Below are 25,982 nucleotides of genomic sequence, written 5' to 3'. Positions count from 1 at the left end.
GGTCTACGCCGACCCCACAGAGGCATCCCAGGTGGCCGATGCGTACTCCTGCCACATAAGCATACGAAAATGCTTGTTTAAGAGTTTAAAAATGAATTATACGAATGCGATTAAAGATTGCACACTTTGTGGACGTCGAACACCCACACAACTCCAATAACAACCTGAACACGACGAGGTCGATATGAAAAAATCACTGTCTCTGGGCCTGGCCACGCTGGCTCTGACGTTCTCTGCCAGCTTCAGCCAGGCTGAAAACCTGCAAATGGACGCCGGTGGCGCCGCCTCGGTTACCGGTATGTTGCCGCAGGCCTATGCCCAGTACACCAGCCGCGAAGGCATTAACCTGCAAGTCGTGCTCGGGCAAACGCTCACCCGCTCAGTCATGATGCTGGGCGCTGGCCAGCTGGGTTCCTCCGTGGTTCCGCCACCGGCGTTCAGCGCCATGAAAGCCGGCGTCGGCCCCTATGCCAGCAATGCCGACCAGGCAAAAGAACTGTCTAAAAATGTACGCGCCATTACCGGCCTGCCCGGCAGCACCTATCACGCCATTACCTGGGAACGGGACGGCATTGAAAGCTGGGATGACATTCGCGGCAAACGCGTCTTTGTCGGCCCACCGGCCGGTGCCGCCAACATGCAGATCATGGGCATGATCGAAGCCGCCTCCGGCCTGGTCGATGGCGACTACGAAGCCATTCGCGCGCCCTGGGGGTCCGCCGTTCAGGGCTTTCAGGATGGTCAGTACGATGTACTGGTGCTGTCGGCGCCCGTGGGCCAGCAATCGATCAACGAAATGAGCCTGCAGAACCCGATTCGCATACTCGGCATCCCCGAAGACCGCATTGGCACCCCGGAATGGGCGGACTACACCGAAGCGGCCGCCATGTCCTTCACCGTGATTCCAGCTGGCACCTACCGCGGCCAGGTCAATGGCGACCAGGATATCTACACCGCCTCGAACATCATGTGGATGGGCGTGGGCGCCTCAATGTCCGATGACGTCGCCTATCGACTGGCCAAGGCGTACTGGGAAAACATCGACGAGTTGAAAGCCTCCAATGCGTTGTTGCGCACCATCAGCACCGACAACCCCTTTGAAGGCGTCAACGCACCACTGCACCCCGGTGCGGTTCGCTACTATCAGGAAAACGACATCGCCATTCCTGACACCCTGATGCCCTGATAGGCCTGACCCGGTGCGGTCGTCAGACCGCGCCGCCTGTTAAACCAGGGTGCCTGATCCCGGGCGCCCGGAGGACTTTCCCATGTCGACACCGTCCATGACGCTAGCCAATCGTTTGCAATACGCCCTCTGGGTCGTCGGCGGACTGCTGGCGCTGGTTGGCCTGATTAATGTGCTGCCCAGCTACGGTTTTCTGCCGCGTCTGGGGCCCTTTGAACTTCAGTGGTTCCGGCCATTCTTTTTTACCCTGTGTGTGATCATCGGGATCTTGTATCTGTGGCGCGAACAGGCACTGATCAACAGCGTGCCGTCGACACCACGCATCCTCTTCGACCTGACTCTGATCGCCCTGACGGTGTACAGCAGCATCCGTTATTTTCAAGTCGCTCAGATCATGGAAATGTCGATCATGTTCTTCACCACCTGGGATGGCCTCACCGCGCTGATGGCCGTTCTGGTGGCGACCGTTATTTGCTGGCGGCTCTGGGGCGCGCCAATCGCCATCATCGGGCTGATCGCCGTCTTGTATCTCGGCACCGGCGAGTACTGGCCCGGGGTACTGCAAACCGCAGGTGGCAACGCCATGGACCGCCTGGCCGCCAACCTCTGGTTCGGCAGCGACAACGGCGTGGTCGGCTCCATTTTCGCGGTCATCCTATCGACCGTTCTGCCCTTTATTATTCTCGGCGGCATACTGGAAGGCTGCGGCGCCGGCTCATCGATGATTCGTATTTCCTTCGCACTGATGCAACGCTTTAGGGGCGGGCCCGCCTATGCGGCCATCATGGCGTCAGGCATGTTCGGAACCGTGTCCGGCAGTGCCGTGGCCAACGTCGTCGGCACCGGGGTGGTCACCATTCCGATGATTCGCAAACGCGGTTTCAGTGGCGACTTCGCCGGTGGGCTTGAATCGTCGGCGTCGGCCGGAGGGCAGATCCTGCCACCCATTATGGGGGCCGCTGCACTGGTGATGGCCGACTATGTGGGTGTCTCCTATCTGACCGTCATCGTGGCGGTGATGATTCCGGCCATCGCCTACTACGCCAGCCTGTTTCTCGCCGTGTATTTTGAAGCGAAGAAGCTGGGCCTCAATGCCGAACCGGAAGGCGACCTGCCGGAACCCATCGAACGCCAGGACTGGATCAACCTGCTGCTGTTGCTGGCGCCACTGGGCACCATTGTCTGGCTATTGATCGAGGGGCTGTCGCCCGCCGGTGCCTCCATCAGCGCCATCCTGTTGCTGCTGGTACTGAGTTTTCTGAACCCCGCCGTTAGACGCCAGCCCCTGTTGCTGCTCACCTCCCTGGCCGATGGTGGGGTGACCGTTGGCCGACTGTCGATGGCCATCGCCGTGGTCGGCATTATTGTTGCGACGCTGGCGGCCACTGGAATACCCACCACCTTTGCGGTGCTGCTGTCGAATGCCTCGGACTATTCACTGCTGGCCGCTTTGTTGATTACCGCGCTCGGCTGCATTGTGCTCGGTATGGGCATGCCCACCCTGCCCGCCTACATCGCCATTATTTCGGTGATGGGGCCCACCTTGCAGGCCTTTGGCATGGAACTGCTGACCGCCCACATGTTCGTGTTTTTCTTTGGCGTCGCTTCGGTCATTACCCCGCCGGTGGCCATTGCCGCTTACGCCGCGGCATCCATCTCCGGTGGTAAGCCCATGGCGACTGCCATTGCAAGCACACGCATTTCCGCCGTGCTGTTTCTGATTCCCTTTGCGTTTGCCTACAACCCGTTAATGCTTACGACTGCCGCTGCAGGGGCTGATTTCTCTCTCGGTGCCTACGCCTGGCTGATCGCGCAACTGGTACTGGCGCTGTACCTGATTACCAGCAGCCTGGCCCGGTTTGACCGCCGCGTTTTAACTCTGCCAGACAGCGGTGTTCGATTTGCGCTGGCACTGGGGCTGCTGTCGCCGTACCTGATGGTGAGCATTGTTTGCCTTGGGCTGGGTTTGCTGCACCTGGTGGTGCATGCGATCCGCCACCAGACCGGACATCGACCCAACGCCAACCCGCAACTGGCCAAAGGATAAGCGAATGAACGCCGTCAAAAATACGCTCTTCATCATGATCGACCAGCTGCGCTGGGATGCCCTGTCGTGCTATGGCAATACCGTGGTCGATACCCCCAACATCGACCGGTTGGCCAAGCGCGGGGTTCGATTCAACAACGCCTACACCCAGGGCACCAGCTGCGGCAATTCGCGCGCTTCCTTCTACACCGGGCTGCACATGCGCTCGCACGGCGCCACCTGGAACGACTGGCCGTTCAGCCTGAGCGAATGGACGCTGGCCGACTATTTAACGCCGCTGAACCAGCGCGTTATTTTGCTGGGCAAAACGCACATGAAGCCGGACCTGGACGGCATGGACCGGCTCGGCATTGAGCCCGAGTCTGATCTCGGCCAACGCTTGTACAACGCTGGCTTCACCGAGGGCGAGCACGACGATGGCCTGCACCCGGAAGGCCCGCTGGGCAAATACTCAAAACGTGAACCACGCTACAACGACTATTTGCGCCAGAACGGTTTTGAAGGTGACAACCCCTGGCTGGAATGGGCCAATGCGGCGGAAAAAGAAAACGGCGATATCGTCTCCGGCTTCTATCTGGAGCACGCACACCGGCCCGCCCGCATTCCCAAAGAGCATTCGGAAACCGCCTATCTGACAAAGCGTATCATAGACACCATCGATGACATGGGCGATGACGCCTGGTGCCTGCACGCGTCTTACATCAAGCCACACTGGCCGTGCATTGCTCCAGACCCGTATCACTCCCTGTACCGGGATGCCGACTTTGGGCCGGCCGTGAAGTCGGAATCAGAGCATCAGGACCCGCATCCGATTTACCGGCAATTCATGCAACTGGGCGTCAGCCAGACATTCAGCGACGATGAAAAACGCGCGCACGTTCTACCGGCTTACTTCGGTCTGGTGAAAGAAGTGGACGACCACATCGGTCGCATTCTGGACCACCTGGACGCCAAAGGCCTCACCGACAATACGCTGATCGTACTGACCGCCGACCATGGTGACTATCTGGGTGATCACTGGCTGGGTGAGAAGGATCTGTTTCATCAGCCTTCGGTTAAATTGCCACTGATCGTTGTCGACCCCCGCGAGGAAGCCAATGTAACGCGTGGCCAGCAATGCGATGCGCTGGTGGGTGCCATTGATGTGCTGCCAACACTGATTGAATGTGCGGGTGGCGAGATTATCAGGCACGAACACCGATTGGAGGGGCATTCGCTATTGCCTTTTCTGCACCAGTTACCCAGCCCGTTTGAACGTGAGTTTATCGTCGCTGAAGACGACTACGGTCGCCTTCCCGTCGCCGCGCAGTTGGGTGTCGATGCACTGGCCGCCCGTATGACCATGGCGTTCAACGGTCGTCACAAACTGGTGCATTGCCCGGGCTTTCCCGACATGTTGTTCGACCTGCACAATGATCCGGACGAACTGGTCGACCTCGGGCGTGACCCGGGTTACCAGAATGTACGACGTGCCCTGCGCGATCAATTGCTCGACTGGAGCGCAACCTTGCACAATCGTCGCGCAGTCAGCCGTGAAATGGAACAGAACGCCAACGGCTTGTCCCGGCGTCAGGGGATTCTGATCGGATTCTGGGATCGGGAATCGGTGCCGGAGGCAATGAAACCGCCGTTGAGTATTGGGGTGAAGTAACCCAGCAGAGGGTTTCAGCTAAAAAAAAGGCAGTTCTCCCGACCTGCCTTTTTTGTACCGTCAGCGCATCGATTATTTATGCAACTCATCCCGGTTGCCACTGCGCACAGCATCCAGACTGGAATCGAAACTCACGCCCAGCTCTTCACCCAGCTTCTTCAACGCCGGCAATTGCACCGCCATGCTCATGATGCTGTCGAGCGCCTGATTGACAGCGGGCCGCTCGCCAACGCGATTACCATCGCTGCCCAGCGGCTGCCCCAAGCCGGTGATCTGGTGAATCTTAATCGACTCGATTTTCTCGGCCGGCTTCACCATTTGCGCAACAATGTCAGGTAATGCCTGCAGTCGGGATGCTTCAGTTTTCATCGCCATCAGGCTATCACTCATGCCGTTTTCGGCAGCAACCATGGCGCGGCGACCTTCCGCTTCGGCCAGCAGTTCAGCCTGGTGCGCATTGGCACTGGCGACTCGGGTGGCAGCGGCTTCTTCAGCCTGAAGCGTTGCCACTTTCTTGGCGCGCTCGGCATCGCTGACGGCTTTGCCAGTCGCCACTTTATCTTTGGCAGCAATGACCTTCGCTTCGGTTTCTTCCAGCTTAATCTGCGACTCGCGCTCTTCTCGCTGCTTCTCATGCAGCTCGATATCCCGCTTCAGGGTGGCTTCGCGAATGGCGCGTTCCATCTCGATCTGGCTGGTGGCAATGGCGCGTTCGCTTTCCGCTTTATAGGCGGCGACTTCGGCCATTTGGCGAGCCTTCAACACTTCCATCTGCTGGGTTTGCTGAATGCGTGCCTGGGCTTCTTCGAGGTCGAAATCGAGTTTGCGTTTGGCCAGGGTTAATGCCGACTGGCGCACCGCTACCTCGGCATCGGCGTCGATATCGGCGCGTTCTTTGCGCGACCGGGCGATCAGCTCGGAGAGCTTGCGCATGCCGGCGGCGTTGAAGGCGTTGTTTTCATCGAGCGCGTCAAACGGGGTCTGGTCCATGTCGGTCAGCGACACGCTTTCAAGCGCCAGGCCGTTGCTGGTCATCGTCGGTTCCAGCAGCTCTTTTACCTGGCGCACGAAGTCGCCACGCTTCTCGTGCAGGTCGTCCATGGTGAACCGCGCAGCCACCGAACGCAGCGCGTCGATCAGCTTGCCTTCAATCAGGTCACACAATTTGCCGGCATCGAAGGTGCGGTTACCGAGCGTTTGCGCGGCCCGTGATACGCCTTCTTCGGTGTCGATGACCGACACGTAAAACTCGACGCCCACATCGACCCGCAGTTTATCCTGGGTAATCAGTGAGGCATTGCCGGCGCGTTTCACTTCCAGGCGCAGCGTCTGCATGTTCACCCGGGCGACGTTGTTGAAGTACGGAATAGCGAGTACGCCACCGTCGAGCGATACCTTGCGGCCACCGAGACCGGTGCGTACCAGGCTCACCTCCCGGGTTCCACGTTGATAGAATTTAGCCAGAATGGCGATGACAATGGCCAGAACGATCAGGCCCAGAATCACCCAGATAATAGCGTTAGCCATGCCCAATCTCCCACTGACGCTTGTTATTGTTCATTGTAAGTCTCCCAAACGCCCGACATTCCGAAGCCTGCCGGGCCATGCGGTTAAGTGCGGTATCAGAACACTGGCGGGTAGGGACGACCGCCCCGGTCCAGTGTGATCCAGCGGGTTTGTGAAAAGGTTTCGACTGACCAGCGACCGCCATGGTTACCCAGACCAGACGCCTTGGAGCCACCAAAGGGCACGTGGGGTTCATCGTTGATCGATGAACAGTTCACGTGGCAGGAGCCGGTTTCCAGCAGCCGGGCCATGTGCAACGCCCGTTCTTCATTGGCGGTGATGATGCCGGATGACAGGCCGTATTCGGTGTCATTGGCAATGGCGATGGCTTCGTCGTCGGTCGAGAACGGAATCACCGGCACCACCGGGCCGAAGGTTTCATCCTGATAGAGCTTCATATCCGGCGTGACGCCGGTCATGATCGTCGGCTCGACAAAACGCCCCTGAACACCGCCACCCAGAACCACTTTCGCGCCTTTGGCCACCGCGTCGTCGATCTGGTCTTTTACACGAGCCGCCTGGCGGTCATTAATCAGTGGCCCGATCACATTCGACGGATCGGTTGTGGTGTCGCCCATTTTCAGCTTTGCCGCCCGGGCGATGAACTTGCGCAGAAACTCATCGTAGATTTTTTCGTGCACCAGTACTTTTTCTACTGACATGCAGATTTGGCCCTGGTGCATGAAGCTGCCGAAGTTGGCGGCCGACAACGCCCGCTCCATATCGGCGTCGTCACAGACAATCAGCGAATCCTTACCACCGAGTTCGACACAGGCTTTCTTCAAATGCGCTCCGGCCTTGGCCGCGATAAAGCGACCCACCGGGGTTGAACCGGTAAAGGAAATGCCCTTGACCGCCGGGTTTTCAATCAGCTCGTCACCAACCGCCGTCACCGATTCCCGCGAGCACGTCACGACATTCAACACACCGGGTGGCACGCCAGCTTCCTCGAATATCTCTGCGAACATCAGTCCGCCCACGTATGGCGTATCTTCCGAGGGCTTCAGCACTATGGTATTGCCGGTCGCACAGGGAAACGACAAACCGCGCGAGGTCAGAATCAGCGGCATGTTCCAGGGGCTGATCACGGTCACCACGCCCATGGGCTGGCGCATGGCCATGCTGACCTTGCCGTATTCGGAGGGCAACACTTCACCGATCGCGTTGTAATTCATGGCGGCCGCCGCGCGGAAAACTCCGGCGGTATAGCCCACTTCAAACATGCCCTTGCCAAACCAGCCACCGCCTTCAGCTTGCACGGCTTTCACGATGTCGGGTTTGCGCTTCTCGAAAATGTCCGCCACTTTCAGCATGTAGGCCGAGCGTTCGGTGTAGGGTAAATCACGCCAGGCCGGGAAGGCTTCCTGAGCGGCGCGAATCGCGGCGCGGGTTTCGGCTACGCCGGAATCCGGTGCCTTGCCCCAGATGTCACCGGTAGACGGATTGATGTCATTAAAGGTGCGGTCGGTGGGCACCCACTGGCCGCCGATGTAATTGCCCTTAAACGGATGCATGGTTAACCACCCCGGTTGTTGTTTGATAAATCATTATTTGATAGATCATTGTTTGATGAATCGCTGGTTGATGTATCGCCGTCGGCCGACGAACGCCGGGCGGCCTGTTCCATTCGCGCCAGCATATCGGCCAGGCTACCGGACGTGTTGTCGCTCGGCCCGGCGATCACTCTGCGGTTGGCGCGCACGCCGGTTTGCCAGGCGGTGCGTTGCAACACCTCGGCACTGCGTATCCAGTCCTGAATGTTGCCACCGGCCAAACGATCGGATGCCAGAGGAGCCCGTTTGTCGAGCCCTGCCGGTTGAATGTGGCCGGGTACTGACGCCGCCGGCCGGTTGACCGAAACCGACTCGCCCGTGTGATCAGCTGCGGGTTTTGTGTGCTGAGTCACGGGCGCTTCTTTACTGCCCGCGCCACCCAGGTAAGCCTCGCGCACAGCCGGATCATTCAACAGGTTCTGCGCGTTGTCTTCGGCGGTAATGCGCCCGTTTTCCAGCAAATAACCGCGGTCGGCAATCGACAAACTCTGTTTGGCGTTCTGTTCAACCAGCAGGATGCCCAGCCCGGTTTCCCGGACCTTTTTCAGGGTTTTGAACACATCGCTGGCCAGCAGGGGCGACAACCCCAATGACGGTTCATCGAGCATCAGAATGCCCGGTGCCGACATCATGGCACGGCCAATGGCGACCATTTGCTGTTCACCACCACTCATGGTGCGCGCAATTTGCTGGCGTCGCTCGATGAGTTTCGGGAACAACTGATAGACCAGTTGGCGTTGCGTTTCTTCACGCTCACGGGCGAATTTTGAATAGGCGCCGAGGGTGAGGTTTTCTTCAACAGTCAGGTCGCCAAAGATGCCCCGACCTTCCGGCACCAGGGCCAAACCAGCGGCAACAACCTGATGTGCTTTATAGCCTGCGGTGGCGGTGCCATTAATGGTGACTGACCCGGCACTGCGATCGACCAAACCGGAAATGGTGCCCAGCAACGAGCTCTTGCCTGCGCCATTCGCCCCGAGAATCACCACGATCTCACCGGGTGCGACCGAGATAGACACGTTGTCCAGCGCCTGGTGCTTTCCGTAAGCGACGCTGACGCCGGTGACCTGAAGACCCTGCGAATCACTCATAGTCTTCTCCCAGATAGGCTTCGATAACCTGCGGATCTGCCAGCACTTCGGCGGGTGTACCCTGGGCAATGATGTTACCGGTGCTCATCACTACGCAGCGGTCACACAGGCTACGAATGGCATCCATGACATGCTCCACCAGAATCACCGTACGCCCGTCGTCACGCAGCGAGCGAATCAGTTCAATACCGGTTTGCAGCTCGGTCGGGTTCAGCCCCGCCAGCCACTCATCAAGCAGAATCACCTTGGGGTCGGAGGCTAGCGCCCGGGCAAGCTCGACCCGCTTCTGATCGATGTAGGTCAGATCGGCCGTTAGCTTGTGCGAAACACCAAAAAGACCAACGCGTTCCAGCTGGCGTTCGGCATAGACCGCCAACGCATGGCCCCAGAGTTTTTTGTGGCCAAAGACGGCACCGGCCATGACGTTTTCGAGCACCGTCATCGACGGAATCACCTTCACCAGTTGAAAGGTTCGGGCAATACCGGCGCGGGCAATCTTGCGCGTTGGCAGATCGGTCAGCAGTTTGTCGTCCATGGCGATGTAACCATCGGTCGCCGGCAGCGCGCCGGAGATCAGGTTCATCATGGTGGTTTTACCGGAACCGTTCGGGCCAATCAGCCCCAGTACTTCGTGTTCGTGCACATCGAAACTGACGCCGTTAATGGCCACCAGCCCGCCAAAGCGTTTTACCACCTTGCGCACTTCAAGCAATACCGCACTACTCATGGCTCACCCCCTGCCTGGCTCGCGCCTGGTGATACCAGCGAAGCAACACGCCGCTGATGCCGTTGGGGATGTAAAACACCACCAGCAAAAAGGCCAGACCCATCAACAAAGTGGTTTGAGCCGGGAAGTTGGAGGCAATGATTTCCCACACCAGCGCAAAGGGGATGGCGCCCATCAGGGGGCCCCACAACCGTTGGGTTCCGCCCAGCAAGGCCATGATCACTACCATAAAGGACAACTGAGGGTTAAAGGCCATGGCCGGTTCGATGTAGACGAAGCGCGGGGCCAGAATGGCACCTACCACCGCCGCCACCGAGCCGGACACCATAAACAACACGATCTTCGACCAGGCGACATTGATACCGCTGTGTTTGGCGACCGACTCATCACCGCCGATGATGCGAATGGCAAAGCCAAGACGCGAACGGTTGATCAGCCAACCGACCAGATACACCAGCAACGCCAGTGCCAGCAACTGCCAGTAAATGTGGGCGTCGGTGAAGTCAGTGAACACATAACTGCCCCGGGTGCCGCCCATGTTGTTCTGATACCAGGTAAACACCTGTCGAATCAGTTCGGCCAGGCCCAGTGTGAAAATCACAAAATACACACCCGACAATCGCAGCGTGGCCCAGCCAACCAGCGCCGCCATCACGCCACCAAGCACTGCCGCCATCAACAACAGCAACGGATACGGCACACTCTCAAGACCAAGCGCCAGGGTGTAACTGCCCACGCCAAAGAAGGCGGCGGTGGCCAGCGATACATAGTGTGTCGGGCCTGAGAAAATAGCCCAGGAAGTGGCCAACACGGTGTACATGGTGATCGGCACCACGATCGACAGCCATCCGTCGGCACCCGGCACCGCCGGTAGCCAGGCGAGCACAAAAAACACCAGCAGTATCGCCACGCCCCGCCAGACATCGGTTTGCGTCAACTTCATGTTTGCGCCCTCCCGAACAAGCCCTGGGGACGAAACAGCAGAATTAACAGAAACAGGACGTAAGCAGCCGCCAGCGTGAGGCCGGGGTCAATCAACCGGGCAACAACGGTCTCGGTAATGCCAAGCACCAAAGCGGCCACGATGGCGCCGCGAATATCACCCACGCCGCCCATGATCACAATGACCAGCGCTTTCAACGTGAACACAATGCCGATGGAGGCATCGAAGGTTAAAAAGGTACTGAGCACCATGCCACCGGTCGCAGCAATGGCACCCCCGAGTGCAAAGGCAAAGTTCGAGGATTTTTCCACATCAATGGCCACCAGGCTGGCGGCGCGGGTATCGACCGAAATGGCGCGCATCGACAATCCCGAGCGAGTGTGGTTCAGCCAGATCCACAGGGCCGCACACACCACAAAGGCAATGACAAAAGCCAGCACCCGGTTTTGCCCGTAGCGCGAGTCGAAAATCTCGACCGGTACCGACAAGAAACTGTAATTGAAAAACTGGCCACCAAAAGCCCACAGAAAAATACCCACCAGGGTGAAGCTGAGGCCAAAGGTGACCAGAATGGAATCTACCTCCAGCTGGCCCCGCGTTTTGGCACGGCGCACCAGCGGCAATAACAGATACCGGTAAATCAGCCAGTTGGCACAGAAAGCCACCGGTATCACCACCAACAGTGACAAATAAGGGTTCAGGCTCTGGGCCGTGCTGAACCAGAAAGCCGCAAAAGCACCCGCCACCAGCATTTCACCGACCGCCAGATTCATGATTCGGGACACGCCGTACTGCAGCGACAAGCCCACTGCAATAATGGCGTACACGCCCCCGAGGAAGATCCCCGTGATTAAGATTTGCATAGCTAAACTACCTGAAGAGGCCCGTAAGAAATGCGATTAAAACGAAAGACCAGAGTGGACTTGCAACCGGAGAGCCAAATGAGATGAGCCTCCGGTTGCGCCGCGACCCGTATTACATCGGGTCGGCTGTTCCGTCCATGCCCTCGGTGGAGCCCAGGCCATAGAAGTCGCCGTTCTGCCATTGGCCAACCGTCCAGTAGTTGGTGATCTGCTGGTTTTCGAAGGTCCATTCGCCCATCACGGTATCGAAGCTGTTGTTCTTCAGATACTCGGTCACCGCCTGACGGTCCAGCGTGCCCACGCCTTCGATGGCTTGCTCGAGCACCTGCAACGAGGAATACATGACGGCACTGGCCCAGTAATCCGGCTCGGCACCGGTGACTTCCATATGCGCTTCCTTGTATTCGACAAAGGCCGGGTCTTCCGGGTTCACACCACCGACGCCATAAACACCGTTGATGCTGTCACCGAAGCGATTGCGGTAAGCCGGGAAAGCGTTGGCCACGGCGGTATAAAACACGTCAACTTCATCCATCAGGCCAGACACCTGCGCCTGCTCGGTCAGAGCAAAGGTGTCGGGCGGGTAGGAGAACGCCACGAACAAATCAGGGTCGGCATCCAAAGCTGAGTTGATAATCGGCGTCACATCCTGAATCGTCGGTGGGTAGGAGGTGCTGTACACAATCTCGAAACCCGCTTCTTCAAAAATACCGCGCGCCGCTTCGGCCAGTTCAATACCGAACGCATCGGCCACGTTCACCATGGCCAGGCGATCACCCACTTCGCCATTGGCTTTCATGTCAGCAGCCAGGCGAGCAATGCCCTGGGCCAGTGGCGTAGTTTTGCCAAGGGTGAAAAACACACCGTCATAGCGATCGGTCAGCGCATCGGTCTGGTCGGTAATAGCGGTTACGTTGATCATCGGGTAACCGAGGCGGTCGAAGATCGGCGCGGTGGCCAGTGCCATACCGGTGCCATAAGGCGGGATGATAAAATCAACACCATCACTGGTCGCCAGGCGCTGAACCGCACGAATGGTTTCAGTTGGGTTGGTGCGGTCATCGTATTCGATAATTTCGACCGGGTGGCGCTCGCCGTCGCTCAGCAGAATGCCGCCACGCTCATTAACCTGGTGCGCCCACAGCTCTACGTTGGGCCAGTAGGTCACTGCAGCGCCGCCAGCCAATGGACCGGTTTTGGGGGCTGCCGCACCAATGCGAATAGTGTCTTCTGCCAGAGCAGAACTGGAAAATACGGCCGCACCGGCCAGGGTAACAGCGCCCACCAGGGTGGACAGAGTTTTGATTTTCATGGGTCGTACCTCTTTTTTATCGTTGTTTTGGTCGTGCAACTGGCTCACCGGAGTGAGCTGTACTTAATGGGGTATTTGTTATTGGGAATGTCTCACTAAAACGGATAATGCCGGTCGCCCGCCTGGTTGGTCACCCAACGCAATTCGGTAAACTCTGCAATGGCGGCCTTGCTGCCAAAGCGGCCATAGCCACTGTCTTTGACGCCGCCAAATGGCATTTGGGCTTCGTCCTGAACGGTAGGGCTGTTGATGTGGCAGATGCCGCTGTCGATGCGTTTGGCCACGGCCATGGCGCGGTTGTAATCCTGACTGAAGACCGCTGATGACAGGCCATAGTCGCTGTCGTTGGCAATGCGAATGGCGTCTTCTTCATCCTGCGCGCGAATGATCGACAACAGCGGCCCGAACGATTCTTCCTTGTAAACCTGCATTGAACGCGTCACCCCGTCGATCAGGGTGGCATCCATCAGCACCGAATCCGATTGCCCGCCAGCCAGAATCTGGCCGCCTTTCTTTTCCGCATCGGCAATCAACCGGTTGAGCCGATCCAGTGCTGCCTGATTAACCACCGCGCCCAGAATGTCGGTTTGCGATTCAGGCGCAGCTGCTTTGATGGTTTGAACCTTAGCGGCCAGCTTGTCGACAAGTTCGTCGGCGATCCCAGGTGTCACGATCAGCCGTTCGGTCGACATACAGATCTGGCCCTGGTTCATGTAGGCACCAAAGGCCGCTGCGTTTACGGCGGCATCGACATTGGCATCATCCAGCACCACCATCGGCGCCTTGCCACCGAGCTCCAGCAAAGCGGGCTTCAATTGTTCAGCACACAACCGCGCGATAATGCGCCCCACTCTGGTCGAACCGGTGAAGTTCACGCGGCGAATGGCCGGGTGTTCAATCAATGCTTTAACAATGTCGGGCGCGTCTTCCGGAGCGTTGGTTACCATGTTGACGACACCGGCTGGCGCACCGGCTTCGACCAGTGCTTCAACGATTAACTGATGCGTCGCCGGGCAAATTTCCGAGGCCTTGAACACAACCGTGTTGCCACAGGCCAACGGCATGGCAATGGACCGAACGCCTAAAATAATGGGCGCATTCCAGGGCGCAATGCCCAGCACAACACCGACCGGCTGTCGCACGGCCATGGCGGTCATACCGGGTACATCGGAGGGTACAATTTCACCGGTCAGCTGTGTCGTCATGGCGGCGGCTTCGCGCAGCATCGACGAAGCCAGATGAATATTAAAACCACCCCACATCGGCGTCGCACCCATTTCCTGCATCACCGTTTGCGCTGCCTGGTCTGCTTTCGCGGCCAGGCAGTCAGCGGCTTTCAACAGCACGGTTCGGCGTTCATTCGGTGACATCTCAGACCAGACCGGAAACGCTTCGGCAGCGGCATCGGCAGCGGCACGCGCATCGGCAACAGTGGCCGCCGCCGCCCGGGTGACGACCTCGCCGGTAATCGGATTTTTGCATTCAAACACACGGTTGTTGTGTGCGGGCGTCGGCTGGTTATTAACCAGCATGGCAACGTCAAACATGGTGCGATCCTCGAGTAGTTTTTATATGGGATCGAAGCATTAGGCGCTTTGATGGATGAACGATAGTCAAAAGGAGAACAAGGTGGAACTGCTTTGCATTGCACTTTTACAACAAAAAATTGTACATTAGCCCAACAAAGAGGTTAATTAATGAACGATTCAGCGCTGCAACAGCCGATACAGCGGCACCTGGACCTGGTGGACATCACCTACCCCAGAACCGCCCTGACCTGGACGGCCCCCAAACAGGACTGGCGCCATTTCGCCCAGTGCATCCTGCTGTTGTCGGGCCGTGGGAAGGTGCGTTTCAAAGGGGAGCATCTTGAGCTTGTGGCACCCACCTTGCTGTGGGCACCGGCCGGTATGATGCTGGGGTGTGACTTTGCCGCAGGCAGCCATGGTGTGCTGTTAACGGTGTCGGAAGACTGGTTGATTCCTGCGGTCAGCCGTACCCTGGATGCGCAGGTGCCCTTCCGTTCAATGGCCGATGCATTGCACGAACTGCCACTGACTGACGATGTATTGCTGGATCGCTTATCGCCCTGTTTCAGTGCCATTCGCGCTGAGCTGTCCGACAACGAACCGGGCGCACAGACCGTCGTTGCTGCGCAACTGACCACCCTGCTGGCACTCATACATCGCCAGCATGCAGAACAGTCAATCGCACCCGAGACCGACCTGATTCGCTCAACCCTGTTTCAGCGTTTTCTGGGGCTGATCGAACTGCACTTTCGCGATCACTGGAAGGTGTCCGATTACACCCGGCACATGGGGGTCAGTGAACGACGACTCGAATTCGCCACCCACAAAGACGTTAGCCAGACCCCGAGTATGATCATTCAACGCAAACTGATCAGCGAAGCCTGCCAGCGCCTGGCGCATTCACCGCTGTCGGTCGCCGAAGTGGCTTACGGGCTGGGCTTCAAAGACCCGGCCTACTTCAATCGGTTTTTTAAACGACACATGATCGATGCCCCCGGCACCTGGCGCCGAAAAATTCGCAAGCAGGCACCGAGTGAAGACACGACGTTCGCGGCGTGGCCGTGAAAAGGAAAGCTGTGAGCTGCGAGTTATGAGCTGTTAGCTTCGAGCTTCGAGCTTCGAGCTGTTAGCATTGGGGTTGTCTTTTACTCGCAGCTCATAGCTCGAAGCTCTTAGCTTTCTCCTAAAACAACACCGCAAGAACGATTGAGATTGATACAAAAGACATGAGCGTCGCTACAACCAGTGTCGCCGCGTAGCGGGCCGGGTCGAGGTAATTGCCGGCAACGACCGGATAGATACTGAGCATGGGCATTGAGGCGATCAGAATCGCAATGACCTGTAACTGGCGGTCGAACGGCGGCAACAGCCAGATCATCAGAGCGACCAGCAGGGGATGAATACAGAGCTTGCCCACCGTGACCCAACTGATTTTCCAGACATCGCCTTTTATACTGATGCCTACCAGCGAGCCGCCGATGACAAACAACGCCACACCGGCCGAGGCATTGGCCAGAAAACCCAGACCGCTCGACACGACATCCGGCAACCTCAACCCGGTCAGGCTGAAAAGGCTGCCGAACACAATGGCCAGCAAGATCGGTTGAGTTACCAGTCGGCGCACAAAACTGCTGATTACCTGACGAGCGCTGCCCCCTTCAGACAAAGCGCGCGACAGCTCCAGCACCATGAGCGCGAGCGGCATGATCAGCAGGTTTTCAACCAGCAAGGTCATGGTAAACGCAGCCGCAGGCAAGGTACCGAATACCTGCAACAAAACCGGATAGCCGACAAAAGCACTGTTACTCAGGCTCATGCCAAGCGCATTCAAGCCGGCTTCAGAGGTCGTGGATTTCGACACGCCTTTTGAAAAAGCAAAGCCAAGCAGATACGCCAGCAGTGAGCCCGCGCCATAGGCAATCAGATAATAGGGCGTGATGGCGGTGACGATCGAAGTCGTGGTCAGGGTGGTAAAAATCAGCGCTGGCAAGCAAAAATACAGCACGAAACGGCCCATGCCCGGAATCACTGATTTGGGCATCAGTTCGGTGCGCACCGCCAGGTAGCCGATGCCGATGACCATAAAAATCGGAACGATGACGTTAAATACGGAAATGTCTTGCATGGCGGAAAATCACCCGGGCGGTTGTGTGCAGGTTGGCGGTATTGGCTAGTAGATGAGCGGTTGCCTTCAGTCCGCCATCAATTCTGGCTTCACAACATACCGCAAGACCATATCGATCACATGGCTGGCGAGCTTTTCCTGGTTGGACGCTGCGTTCTGGTCCCAGTTGAAAATTCGCGAAAAGGTATAGCGGTTGGAGACATTGAAGAACGACAGCGCACTGATCAGCCAGTGCAACTCCAGCGCTTCAAGGCCGGGCCGAAACTGACTGGTTTCCAGGCCACGACGATAGACTTTCTGCAGTTCATCCACCGCGCCAGCATTAAGCGATTGAATCAGTTCGGACTGCTCAATGAACCGGCCATGATGAATGTTCTCGATCATCACCATTCGAATGAAATCCGGGTTTTTGATGTGGTGCTCAAAGGTAAAAGCAACGAGTTTGCTCAGGGCCTGAATCGGCTCCAGATGATCGAGTTCGAGCTCCCCTTCCTGCTGTCTCACTTGCTGATAGGAGCGTTCCAGCGCCTTCAGATACAGCGTTTCTTTGTCTTTAAAGTAATAATAAATCATCCGCTTAGACGTTTTTGTTTTCTCAGCGATTTCGTCGATGCGCGCGCCAGACAGGCCTTTTTCAGAGAACTCCCGGGTCGCAACCCGCATGATATCGGCTTGTACGCGCACCGGGTCGTTCTTGCGCGTGCGCTCTTTACCGTTAGCGGCCACCTTGTGTGTGGTCATTCTGACTTCCCTCCGTCTGCGATGCGTTCAGTATGCCACAGGTTGACTGAACGTACCATTTCGTACATTATGAATTTGACCATCATCGCCTGGCTATACTTTGCGAAGTTGCCGGCGTCTCGTGGCCCGATTTAAACAACTCAATGAACTAGCAAGTGGTCCATGCGTGAAGTTCTGTCACTAAGGAACGACGCCAGCAGGTTCAGAGCGAGGCGGAAAACCGCCGGAATAGCAGCGCTATTTCAAGGTTTGACAACGAAGCTCTGGACTTGCTGGCAAAGTGAACAGTGATAGAACTTTCGCATGGCCCACTGCCAATACAACAACAAGAGGAAGTAACCATGAAGCGCTTATCCTTTCAGGCCAGCGGCCTGGCTATCGCTCTGATTGCCGCCGGTGCGGTATCTGCCGAGAACCTGCGATTCGCCCACGTAGACCCGAACGACTGGACAACCTCCAAAAAGGGCGCCGCCAGTCAGGTGTTCAAAAACCTGGTGGAAGCCGAAACCGACATGACCGTCGATCTGTTTCCGGCCGGCTCGCTCGGCAGTGAAGACGACCTGGTGCAAGGCACTCAGGATGGCACCATCAGCATTAGCATGGTCTCCGGCTCCTACGCCAACTATTGCGCCGCAGCCGCGGTCACCGACATCCCTTACACCTTTCCTTCAGCACCGGTTGCCTGGGAAGTGATGGACGGTGAATTCGGACAGGCCCTGGCGGATCACTGCCTGGAAGAAACCGGCCTGCGCACCCTGGCCTACGGTGAAACCGGCTTCCGCCATTTCACCAACTCGGTACGCCCGATTGCTTCGCCAGCCGATATGGAAGGCCTGAAATTCCGGGTGCAAACCATTCCGCTGTATCTGGAAATGGTACGTGGCCTGGGCGCCGAACCCCAGGGCATTGCCTGGGGTGAAGTCCCGACTGCGCTGGCTACCGGTGTGGTCGATGGCCAGGAAAACCCGATCTCGGTGATCTACGGCAACAGCTTCTACGAGTTCCAGAAATACCTGACGCTGGACCGCCACGTCTACGGTGTTGATCATATCCTGATTAACGAGGACCTGTTCCAGTCGTTGTCCGACAGTGATCAGGCCGCGCTGCAACGTGCTGCCGTGGTCGCCGGAACAGTGGGCCGTGCCATTCAGCAATTCGGTTCCGCTGAAGGCGTCTCCAAGCTGATCGAAGAAGGCATGGAAGTCACCCAGCCGACCGATGCACAGATGGCCGAATTCCGTGCCGCTGCGCAACCGGCCGTTCAGGCCTACCTGCGTGACGAACTGGGCAGCGATGCCGAGTGGATCGATCGCCTGGCCGATGCGGTAGACAACGCCACCGCCAACTGATCAGCGCACTGGCGCTACTCTGGAGCCGGGCCTGCCTGAGCAGGTCCGGCTCCACGATTTTCTGTCGCACTTCCTGCCACACGTCCGGGGCCCGAGTTATGTCCGCAACCCTTCGCCTGTTTCGTCGTCTGCTGATCGGTATTAACGGTACCGGCGCCGGTCTGATGATGCTGACGGTATTCTCCATCGTATTTGCCAATGCGTTCTGGCGCTACACCGCTGGTCGCTCCCTTACCTGGGGCGAAGATGCCGCCATTTACGCCATGATCTACGGCATTATGTTTGGTGTTGCCCTGGCCTATTTACAGGATCGCCATGTGCGTTTCTCCATTGTGGTCGATTTATTGCCGGCCTCGATCCGGCACTACAACCTGATTCTGATCGACGTTCTCGTACTCTGTGTCGGCATCGGCTTTGCCATTTCCGGCTACGAATTCATCGAAAGTCGCGGCAGCCGCAACTCGCCCAGCATCGGTTTACCCCTGTGGATGTTTCAGTTCTCCACGCTGATGGGCGGCATTTTGCTGTCAATATCTGCACTGACCATGGGCGCCTGCCGTCTACTGGGCATGACCGAAGCGGAGGTTGACGCATGATCTACGCACTGCTGTTAATCACCCTGGTCATCGGTGTGCCGTTCGCCTTTGTTATTCTCGGTACCCTGCTGGTGTTCATGGCCGGGGCTGATTTTCCCTATCACATTCGCATCGTCGCCCAGCAAGCCTTTGGCGGTTTGCATTCCTTTCCGTTGCTGGCAGTACCGCTGTTTATTCTCGCCGGTGAAGTGATGAACGAAGCCGGTATTACCCGGCGTATCATTGCGCTGGCCAATGCCCTGGTTGGGCATATGAGAGCGGGCCTGGCGCAGGTTAATATCTGGGCGTCGGTGATGTTCGCCGGCCTGTCCGGTTCCGCCATTGCCGATACCTCGACGCTCGGCCGGGTGTTTATTCCCGAAATGGAAAAGGAAGGTTACCCGCGTGATTTTGCGGCGGCCTTAACCGCTGCGTCTTCGGTCATCGGCCCCATCATCCCGCCGAGCATTCCGGTCATTATCTACGCCCTTACCGTCAGCGGTGTGTCCGTTCCGGGTTTGTTTATGGCCGGTATTATTCCGGGTCTGCTGCTGGCCACGGGCCTGTCCATTTACGTCTTTTTCTTTGCCGGCCATTTCGGCACCAGGAAGACGCATGCGCCCGGCACCCGGCGAAAAGCGGTTTTCAACGGGCTGATTCCCTTGTTTATGCCCATCGCGGTTATCGGTTCCATTCTGCTGGGCATTGTTACGCCAACGGAAGCGGCGTCTTTTGCCGTGGTTTATGCCCTCATTGTTGGTCTGGTGCTGTACCGCTCCATTCCGGTATCGCGGCTGCCGCATATTTTCACCCGGGCGATGCGCGACAGCGCGGTGATCATGATCATTATGGCGGCGGTCTCGGCGGCCAACTGGTTACTTACCTACAACCGTATTCCGAACATCATTACCGAGTGGGCGTTGTCGGCCATCGACTCGCAGGTCATTTTCCTGCTGGCGGTCATGCTGTTGCTCTTACTGGTTGGCCTGGTGCTGGAAGGCATCGCTGCCATTCTGGTGCTGGTCCCCATTCTGCACCCGATTGCCGTCGGGCTCGGCATCGAGCCGTTGCACTTCGCCATTCTGGTGATTTTCAACCTGATGATCGGTTTGATTACACCACCGGTTGGGCTGTGTTTGTTTGTCGCTGATTCGGTGGCCCGGGTTGGTTTGTCAGCCATTGTACGACGACTCATGCCCATGTTGCTGGTCGAGGTTCTGGTGTTGGTTGTCATCGCCTTTGTACCGGATCTGGTGACCTTCCTGCCCAGAATTACCGGTTATCTCTGACAGCGGCCAGTCCGTCAGACAACCATGCCGAACGGAGAAATGACATGTATTCATCCATAGCCACGGTGTGCCTGAGTGGCGCACTGATCGATAAGATCAATGCGATAGCCGATGCCGGTTTTGAAGGCATCGAAATTTTCGAAAATGATCTGACCGCCTTTAACGGCACAGCACGCGAAGCCGGGCAGCTGATTCGCGACCGGGGTATGACACTGGTCACGCTGCAACCCTTTCGCGATTTTGAAGGCCTCGAAGGCCGGGATCGCCAGCGTGCCTTCGATCGGGCCGAACGCAAATTCGATTTAATGGAAGAACTGGGCACCGACCTGCTGATGTGTTGCAGCTCAGTGCACCCCAGTGCCAAACCAGGCATAGCGCGTGCCGCTGAAGACTATGCCGAACTCGGTGACCGGGCGGCCAGGCGCGGCCTGCGTGTTGCCTTTGAAGCACTGGCCTGGGGCACTCATATTCACGATTACCGCGACAGCTGGGAAGTGGTGCGCCGTGCCGACCATGCTTCCGTCGGCCTGGTGCTCGACACCTTTCACATTTTCTCACGCCAGACCGAGCTGGATACGCTCGCCAGTATTCCCGGCGACCGGATTTTCCTGGTGCAAACCGCCGATGCGCCACGGCTTTCCATGGATCATCTCTCGTGGAGTCGTCACTACCGCTGCTTCCCGGGCCAGGGTGAATTGCAGATGCAGCAGTTTATGGAAAGGCTGAGTGAAACCCGTTACGACGGTGCCCTCTCGCATGAAATTTTCAACGACGTGTTTCGCATGGGCCACTCGGACCAGACCGCCCGCGATGGCATGCACTCCTACCGGTTGCTGCGCACCATGGCCGACCAGAGCTCGGTGCCGGCACCGCAACCGGTTGAACGCCTGGCGTTTATCGAGATCGCCATTAACCCGGACCGGGCCGATGTGTTGCGCACCGATCTCACTGCCCTGGGGTTGCGCTGCGTCGGCAAACACGCGCAGGTTGCGGCCGAGCGCTGGGCCATGAATGACTTGAACGTCGTCATCAATACCGAGCGTGATTTCGCGGGCCGGGTACCCGGGCGCGAAGCGACCTCGGTCAGTGCCTTTGGCGTGCAGGTCGATAACGCTTACCAGGCGATCAAGCGTGCCCGAAAGCTGGGGTACGACCTGGTCGAACCCAAAGATGTAAACGCCAGCCACGACATGACAGCTATGCGCAACGTCGACGGGTCCCTGGCGTACATTGTCGACGCCTCGCAACTGAGCAAAGTCTGGGATACCGAATTCACCGTCGATACCCAACCGGTTCCGGAAGGCCCCGTGGTTGAAGTCGACCACCTGAGTCTGTCGCTGTCGTATCACGATTACCTGTCGGTAATGTTGCAATACCGTTCGGTGTTTGCGCTGGAACCGACCGCCTCCTTTGACGTGACCGACCCCAAGGGGCTGATCCAGAGCCAGGTGCTGCACAACAGCGGTGAAGCGAACCAGAGCCGCCGCTTCCGCCTGGCACTGAACGCCAGTGCCTCACCGGAGACCACCAGCAACCGGCTGGTCAAAAAAGTGGGCGGTTCCGGTGTGCAGCACATTGCGCTGCGCACCCAAGACATGACCGCTACTGTCGCAGGTCTGGCCGACGCCCATACACCCACGCTGACGATTCCGGTGAACTATTACCGGGATCTTCTAGCGCGCTATGAACTCGGAGAATCCGAGGTTCAGTGGATGCAGGATCACTCCGTATTGTACGACGAAGATGGCACTGGCGAGTTCCGCCAGCTCTACGTGCGGCCCGATCATCAATCCTTCTTTTTCGAACTGGTGCAACGCGATGGCTACCAGGGCCTCGGTGCACCCAATGCGTTCGTCCGTGCCGCCGCCCAGCAACAGGCGGATGCCCTGGCCAACCCGTCTGCAGATACCCATGGAGATCTCTTATCATGACATTGGCCATGAAACTGGCACTGATTGGCGAGGGCATCGCCAAATCACAATCGCCCGACCTGCACCGGCGACTGGGCAGCCTGGTTGGACTGGACACGCAATACGACCTGGTCGATTCGCTTGGTGTTAATGGCTTCGATTTCCCAGCCACGGTCGCGCGTTTGCAAGCCGAAGGCTATCGCGGCAGCAACGTCACTTTTCCGTTCAAGGAAGCGGCCCGCAACCTGGCCGATACCCTCAGCGAAGGCGTTCAGCGCGTGGGCTCGTCCAACACCCTGATCTTCGAAAACGGTAAGATACATGCGGAAAACACCGACTACAGCGGCTTTATCAGCGCCTACCGTGGCCAGTTTTCCGACCGCCCGGCAGGTCGGGTATTGCTGATTGGCGCTGGCGGCGTTGGTCGCGCCGTGGCCTGTGCTTTGGGAGCGCTCGGTGCCACCTCGATTGGCCTGGTTGAGCGCGACGCCGCCCGAGGTGAGGCGCTGAGTGTCGACCTGAACAAGCAAGGCATTACAACAACCACACTGTCGGCCGATGAAGCGGAGCATCAAATGGCGAGCTTCGACGGCGTCGTCAATTGCACACCGGTCGGGCACATCAATCACCCGGGGTGCCCGATCAAAACCGATCAGTTGCACAAGCGGCAATGGGTATTCGATGCCGTGTACATTCCTGCCAGAACCGAACTGTTGGTGGCCGCTGAACAACAGGGTGCGGCGACGCTCTCTGGCGTCGATCTGTTCGTGTTTCAGGGCATTGATGCGTTCCGGTTTTTTGCCGGCGAGCAAACTACCAGCGCGGCCATCGATGCCCGGGTAGCGTCAGTGCGCGATCACTATTTCCAGCAACTGGTGCTGAACGGGAATTCCCGGGCGTCGTGAATGACTGATCCTAGCGGACTATTCGGGTCGTACGCGCCAGCGACTGCGCCAATGAACGAACAATGGAGATAAACAGCCGCTGAGTGGTCGTCGGTTGCCAGTCTTTGCGGGTGGTGATGCCGATAGGCCGTTCGACCGGCGGCATATCGATGTTCAATACCGTCAAAATGCCCTCCTGCTGTTCATGTTCGATCTGGTGGCTGGAAATGAAAGTCAGGCGGTCGCTGCCCAGCAACAATTCCCGAATCACGATCTGTGAGCTGCACTCGATCACACCGCTCAGGGCAGACGGGTCCTGAGCAGCGATCAACCGGTTGAACAGTGAGCGGGCTGGCGTGCCCTCACGCGGAACCACCCAGGGGTAGCCGTGCAGATCATCGAGTGTCAGTGTGCCGCGCCCTGCCAGCGGGTGCTGTTTGCGGGCGACGACCGAGATCGGGCTGGTCAGCAGTTGCTCCTGCTGAATGTCCGAACTCGGTGCCGGGTCGCGCAGTGCGCCGATCAGCAAGTCGAGTTCACCATGCAACAAGCGGTTCAACAGGTCATCGTAAGGGCCTTCGAGCACATCGACCCGAATTTCCGGCTTCAGCGTCGATATACGGTTAATGGCCGCCGGTAACAGAAAGGTGCGCGCCAGTGGCATCGAACCGACCCGAATCAGGGTCGAATCGGCCCCCTGCATTTCCTGCACTTCGAACAGGCCCTGTTCGAGTTCGCGCAACCCCAACAGGGCAAAACGGGCAAGGCGCAAGGCGGCACGGGTGAGTGAGATGCCAATACTGGTTTTTTCGAACAGAACGGCGTTAAGCAGCCCTTCCAGCTCACCGGCGGCGCGATAGACCGCCGGTTGTGAAATACCCAGCGAGCGAGCGGCGGTGCTGTAACTGGTCGCCGTTTGCAGGGCCAGTAAGGCGCGCAAATGGGCATTGGTCATCTGATCGGAGGGGTGAACCGAGGCACGTACCCCGTCTTGCTTGCGATCCGCGATGCGCACCGCCTCACGTGTGCCCGTGCGCAAAAAAGCCATGCAGCGATCCACCCGGTGCACCAGTAATTCACCGCTGTCGGTCAGGTACATGCCGTTGTGGCGACGCACAAACAAACTGGTGCCCAGACGCGCCTCCAGCTTGCCAATGGCCTGGGTAACGGCCGATTGCGACAGAAATATACGCTCGGCGGCGGCGCTGATGCTGTGCGAACGAGCCACCTCACTGAAGGCCCGCAAATGCCGTAGATTGGGGATTTTATCGAGCAATACCGGGCTCCCGCTTGCCTTGAAAGTCACATAAGTTTAACCAAGTTATAACATAAACTAATACCTTGTTAAGGAAAACTAACTGGTTCACCCGGACCGGGCTGTGAATACTGGCTTCAGGACGGTTGCAGATTGCCTGAGCGTTCAGGCGAAATTCAGGATCTGGATTACACTCTGTGCCAATGGTCGGCAACTCCCGCGTCACTCGCGCAGTTGTTGATTGGAACTTGCAGTAGTCTTGCAGTAATAAGCCGCCTGGCTGGTAAGACCAGCCGGATACACCGCCTCATGGCCCGGTGTATTATTAAAACAACGAGGTAACTGAATTATGCTTAAGCACGTTAAGACAACATCCCTAATTGGCCTGATGGCCGTCTCGGCCGCCTCTGTGCAGGCTGAAGAAGTCACACTGCGCGTTGGTCACCTGTGGCCTTCTGTTGCTGCGGCTCACACCGACGTGGTCCAGGCTTGGGCCGATGCCGTTGAAGCCGATTCCAACGGCCGGATCGAAGTCCAGGTTTACCCAAGTGGCCAGTTGGCTGCCCCGCCGGCTCAGTACGATGCCGTTAAAAACCGCATCATGGACGCCACCGCGACCGTTCAGGGCTACACCGCCAACCGCTTCCCGCTGACCCAGGTGGTTGAATTGCCCGGCGTCTCCGACAGCGGCAAGCAGGGTGCCTGCATTCTGCAGAACCTGATGGACGAAGGTCACATCGACCAGGAATACGATGACACCAAGCCGGTCTTCATTTTCACCCACGGCCCGGGTGGTTTCCACGTCTCCGGTACCAGCATCGAAACGCCTGAAGACCTGCAAGGTCTGCGCATTCGTCGTCCTACCACGGTCGTGGGCAACATTCTGACTGAACTGGGTGCCCAGCCAGTCGGTATGGCGGCACCGGAAAGCTACACCTCCATGCAGCGTGGCGTTATCGACGGCGTTGCTCTGCCCTGGGAAGGTGCGTTGTCTTTCCGCCTGAACGAGCTGTCCGATTCGCACACTGAAATTGGTGGCCTGTACACCCTGGCGTTCATTCTCACCATGAACGAAAGCGTCTATAACAACCTGTCTGCCGAAAACAAAGCCGTCATCGATGCCAACTCTGGCATGGACTGGTCAGTGCGCGCGGGCGAAGTATTTGACGCACAAGACGTAGCCGGTCGCCAGCAGGCGGTTGATGCCGGTCACGAGATCATTCAGATCGAAGGCGGCACCAGCAACCCAGCCTGGGCCCCGTACATTGAACGCGCCAAAGAGACCTACCTGTCTGACCTGGAAGGCCGTGGTCTGCCAGCCCGTGAAGTGTACGAACGCGCGATGGAGTTGCGTTCACAGTGTGAAGTCTAAACGGCTTCCTATCA

At 57.9% G+C, this 25,982-nt stretch carries 21 protein-coding genes; 10 read left to right on the top strand and 11 right to left on the bottom strand.

Going from position 1 to position 25,982, the window contains the following annotated elements; genetic code table 11:
- Positions 1-184 precede the first annotated feature (184 nt).
- The 3 genes from ACHUE7_RS01790 to ACHUE7_RS01780 all read left to right on the top strand — a co-directional run bounded on the left by ACHUE7_RS01790 (position 185) and on the right by ACHUE7_RS01780 (position 4,884).
- Complete coding sequence (locus tag ACHUE7_RS01790) at positions 185-1,186, top strand: TAXI family TRAP transporter solute-binding subunit (RefSeq protein WP_394168451.1); 1,002 nt, start codon at positions 185-187, stop codon at positions 1,184-1,186.
- Between the two features lie 82 nt (positions 1,187-1,268).
- Positions 1,269-3,233, top strand: a complete 1,965-nt coding sequence (locus ACHUE7_RS01785; protein ID WP_394168450.1) for a TRAP transporter permease — start codon at positions 1,269-1,271, stop codon at positions 3,231-3,233.
- Between the two features lie 4 nt (positions 3,234-3,237).
- A complete protein-coding gene (locus ACHUE7_RS01780; protein ID WP_394168449.1) occupies positions 3,238-4,884 on the top strand; it encodes a sulfatase-like hydrolase/transferase in 1,647 nt (548 codons plus the stop codon).
- A 72-nt stretch (positions 4,885-4,956) separates the two neighbouring features.
- Here the strand turns inward: ACHUE7_RS01780 and ACHUE7_RS01775 are convergent, their stop codons facing one another.
- The 8 genes from ACHUE7_RS01775 to ACHUE7_RS01740 form a co-directional block, all read right to left on the bottom strand.
- A complete protein-coding gene (locus ACHUE7_RS01775) occupies positions 4,957-6,411 on the bottom strand; it encodes a flotillin family protein (protein WP_394168448.1) in 1,455 nt (484 codons plus the stop codon).
- A gap of 95 nt (positions 6,412-6,506) precedes the next feature.
- Positions 6,507-7,964 carry an aldehyde dehydrogenase family protein gene (locus ACHUE7_RS01770; RefSeq protein ID WP_394168447.1) on the bottom strand — a complete coding sequence of 486 codons (1,458 nt, stop codon included), beginning with the start codon at positions 7,962-7,964 and terminating at the stop codon, positions 6,507-6,509.
- 2 nt (positions 7,965-7,966) lie between these two features.
- Positions 7,967-9,094, bottom strand: coding sequence for an ABC transporter ATP-binding protein (locus tag ACHUE7_RS01765; RefSeq protein ID WP_394168446.1), 1,128 nt, complete (start codon positions 9,092-9,094; stop codon positions 7,967-7,969).
- Positions 9,087-9,821, bottom strand: a complete 735-nt coding sequence (locus ACHUE7_RS01760; RefSeq protein ID WP_394168445.1) for an ABC transporter ATP-binding protein — start codon at positions 9,819-9,821, stop codon at positions 9,087-9,089. Before ACHUE7_RS01760 ends, ACHUE7_RS01765 begins: the two co-directional genes overlap by 8 nt.
- On the bottom strand, positions 9,814-10,764 hold the full coding sequence (locus tag ACHUE7_RS01755; protein ID WP_394168444.1) for a branched-chain amino acid ABC transporter permease: 951 nt from the start codon (positions 10,762-10,764) through the stop codon (positions 9,814-9,816). The genes ACHUE7_RS01760 and ACHUE7_RS01755 overlap by 8 nt, the downstream gene beginning before the upstream one ends.
- Positions 10,761-11,627: a branched-chain amino acid ABC transporter permease gene (locus ACHUE7_RS01750; protein ID WP_394168443.1), complete on the bottom strand. Its 867-nt coding sequence runs from the start codon at positions 11,625-11,627 to the stop codon at positions 10,761-10,763. Before ACHUE7_RS01750 ends, ACHUE7_RS01755 begins: the two co-directional genes overlap by 4 nt.
- A 112-nt stretch (positions 11,628-11,739) precedes the next feature.
- Entirely contained in the window at positions 11,740-12,939 is a 1,200-nt protein-coding gene (locus tag ACHUE7_RS01745; protein ID WP_394168442.1) for an amino acid ABC transporter substrate-binding protein, read from the bottom strand.
- A 95-nt stretch (positions 12,940-13,034) separates the two neighbouring features.
- Positions 13,035-14,486, bottom strand: coding sequence for an aldehyde dehydrogenase (locus ACHUE7_RS01740; protein WP_394168441.1), 1,452 nt, complete (start codon positions 14,484-14,486; stop codon positions 13,035-13,037).
- 150 nt (positions 14,487-14,636) lie between these two features.
- Here ACHUE7_RS01740 and ACHUE7_RS01735 point away from each other — a divergent pair, with 150 nt between their 5' ends.
- Positions 14,637-15,533 carry a helix-turn-helix domain-containing protein gene (locus tag ACHUE7_RS01735; RefSeq protein WP_394168440.1) on the top strand — a complete coding sequence of 299 codons (897 nt, stop codon included), beginning with the start codon at positions 14,637-14,639 and terminating at the stop codon, positions 15,531-15,533.
- 118 nt (positions 15,534-15,651) lie between these two features.
- Here ACHUE7_RS01735 and ACHUE7_RS01730 read toward each other — a convergent pair whose 3' ends face one another.
- On the bottom strand, positions 15,652-16,593 hold the full coding sequence (locus tag ACHUE7_RS01730) for an AEC family transporter (protein ID WP_394168439.1): 942 nt from the start codon (positions 16,591-16,593) through the stop codon (positions 15,652-15,654).
- A gap of 66 nt (positions 16,594-16,659) precedes the next feature.
- Positions 16,660-17,334, bottom strand: coding sequence for a TetR/AcrR family transcriptional regulator (locus ACHUE7_RS01725; RefSeq protein WP_394168438.1), 675 nt, complete (start codon positions 17,332-17,334; stop codon positions 16,660-16,662).
- Positions 17,335-17,675: 341 nt separating this feature from the next.
- Between ACHUE7_RS01725 and ACHUE7_RS01720 the strand changes: the two genes are divergently transcribed.
- The 5 genes from ACHUE7_RS01720 (at position 17,676) to ACHUE7_RS01700 (ending at position 23,362) form a co-directional block, all read left to right on the top strand.
- Positions 17,676-18,683: a DctP family TRAP transporter solute-binding subunit gene (locus ACHUE7_RS01720; protein WP_394168437.1), complete on the top strand. Its 1,008-nt coding sequence runs from the start codon at positions 17,676-17,678 to the stop codon at positions 18,681-18,683.
- A 98-nt stretch (positions 18,684-18,781) separates the two neighbouring features.
- Positions 18,782-19,279 (top strand): TRAP transporter small permease, encoded by a 498-nt coding sequence (locus tag ACHUE7_RS01715; protein WP_394168436.1) that lies wholly within the window; start codon positions 18,782-18,784, stop codon positions 19,277-19,279.
- Positions 19,276-20,547: a TRAP transporter large permease gene (locus tag ACHUE7_RS01710; RefSeq protein ID WP_394168435.1), complete on the top strand. Its 1,272-nt coding sequence runs from the start codon at positions 19,276-19,278 to the stop codon at positions 20,545-20,547. The genes ACHUE7_RS01715 and ACHUE7_RS01710 overlap by 4 nt, the downstream gene beginning before the upstream one ends.
- A gap of 44 nt (positions 20,548-20,591) precedes the next feature.
- Positions 20,592-22,478, top strand: a complete 1,887-nt coding sequence (locus tag ACHUE7_RS01705) for a bifunctional sugar phosphate isomerase/epimerase/4-hydroxyphenylpyruvate dioxygenase family protein (protein WP_394168434.1) — start codon at positions 20,592-20,594, stop codon at positions 22,476-22,478.
- The gene (locus ACHUE7_RS01700; protein WP_394168433.1) at positions 22,475-23,362 is read left to right on the top strand and encodes a shikimate dehydrogenase family protein; all 888 of its coding nucleotides are present in this window, start codon (positions 22,475-22,477) and stop codon (positions 23,360-23,362) included. Before ACHUE7_RS01705 ends, ACHUE7_RS01700 begins: the two co-directional genes overlap by 4 nt.
- Before the next feature lie 10 nt (positions 23,363-23,372).
- Here ACHUE7_RS01700 and ACHUE7_RS01695 read toward each other — a convergent pair whose 3' ends face one another.
- Positions 23,373-24,617: a LysR family transcriptional regulator gene (locus ACHUE7_RS01695; RefSeq protein ID WP_394168432.1), complete on the bottom strand. Its 1,245-nt coding sequence runs from the start codon at positions 24,615-24,617 to the stop codon at positions 23,373-23,375.
- A 328-nt stretch (positions 24,618-24,945) separates the two neighbouring features.
- Between ACHUE7_RS01695 and ACHUE7_RS01690 the strand changes: the two genes are divergently transcribed.
- Positions 24,946-25,968, top strand: coding sequence for a TRAP transporter substrate-binding protein (locus tag ACHUE7_RS01690; RefSeq protein ID WP_394168431.1), 1,023 nt, complete (start codon positions 24,946-24,948; stop codon positions 25,966-25,968).
- Positions 25,969-25,982: the final 14 nt, after the last annotated feature.

It is taken from the genome of Saccharospirillum alexandrii, from assembly GCF_043641555.1.
In the GTDB taxonomy this organism is placed as follows: domain Bacteria; phylum Pseudomonadota; class Gammaproteobacteria; order Pseudomonadales; family Natronospirillaceae; genus Saccharospirillum; species Saccharospirillum alexandrii_A.
The sequence above is the reverse complement of the archived record's forward strand: the minus strand, read 5'-3'. Positions and strand labels throughout refer to the sequence as shown.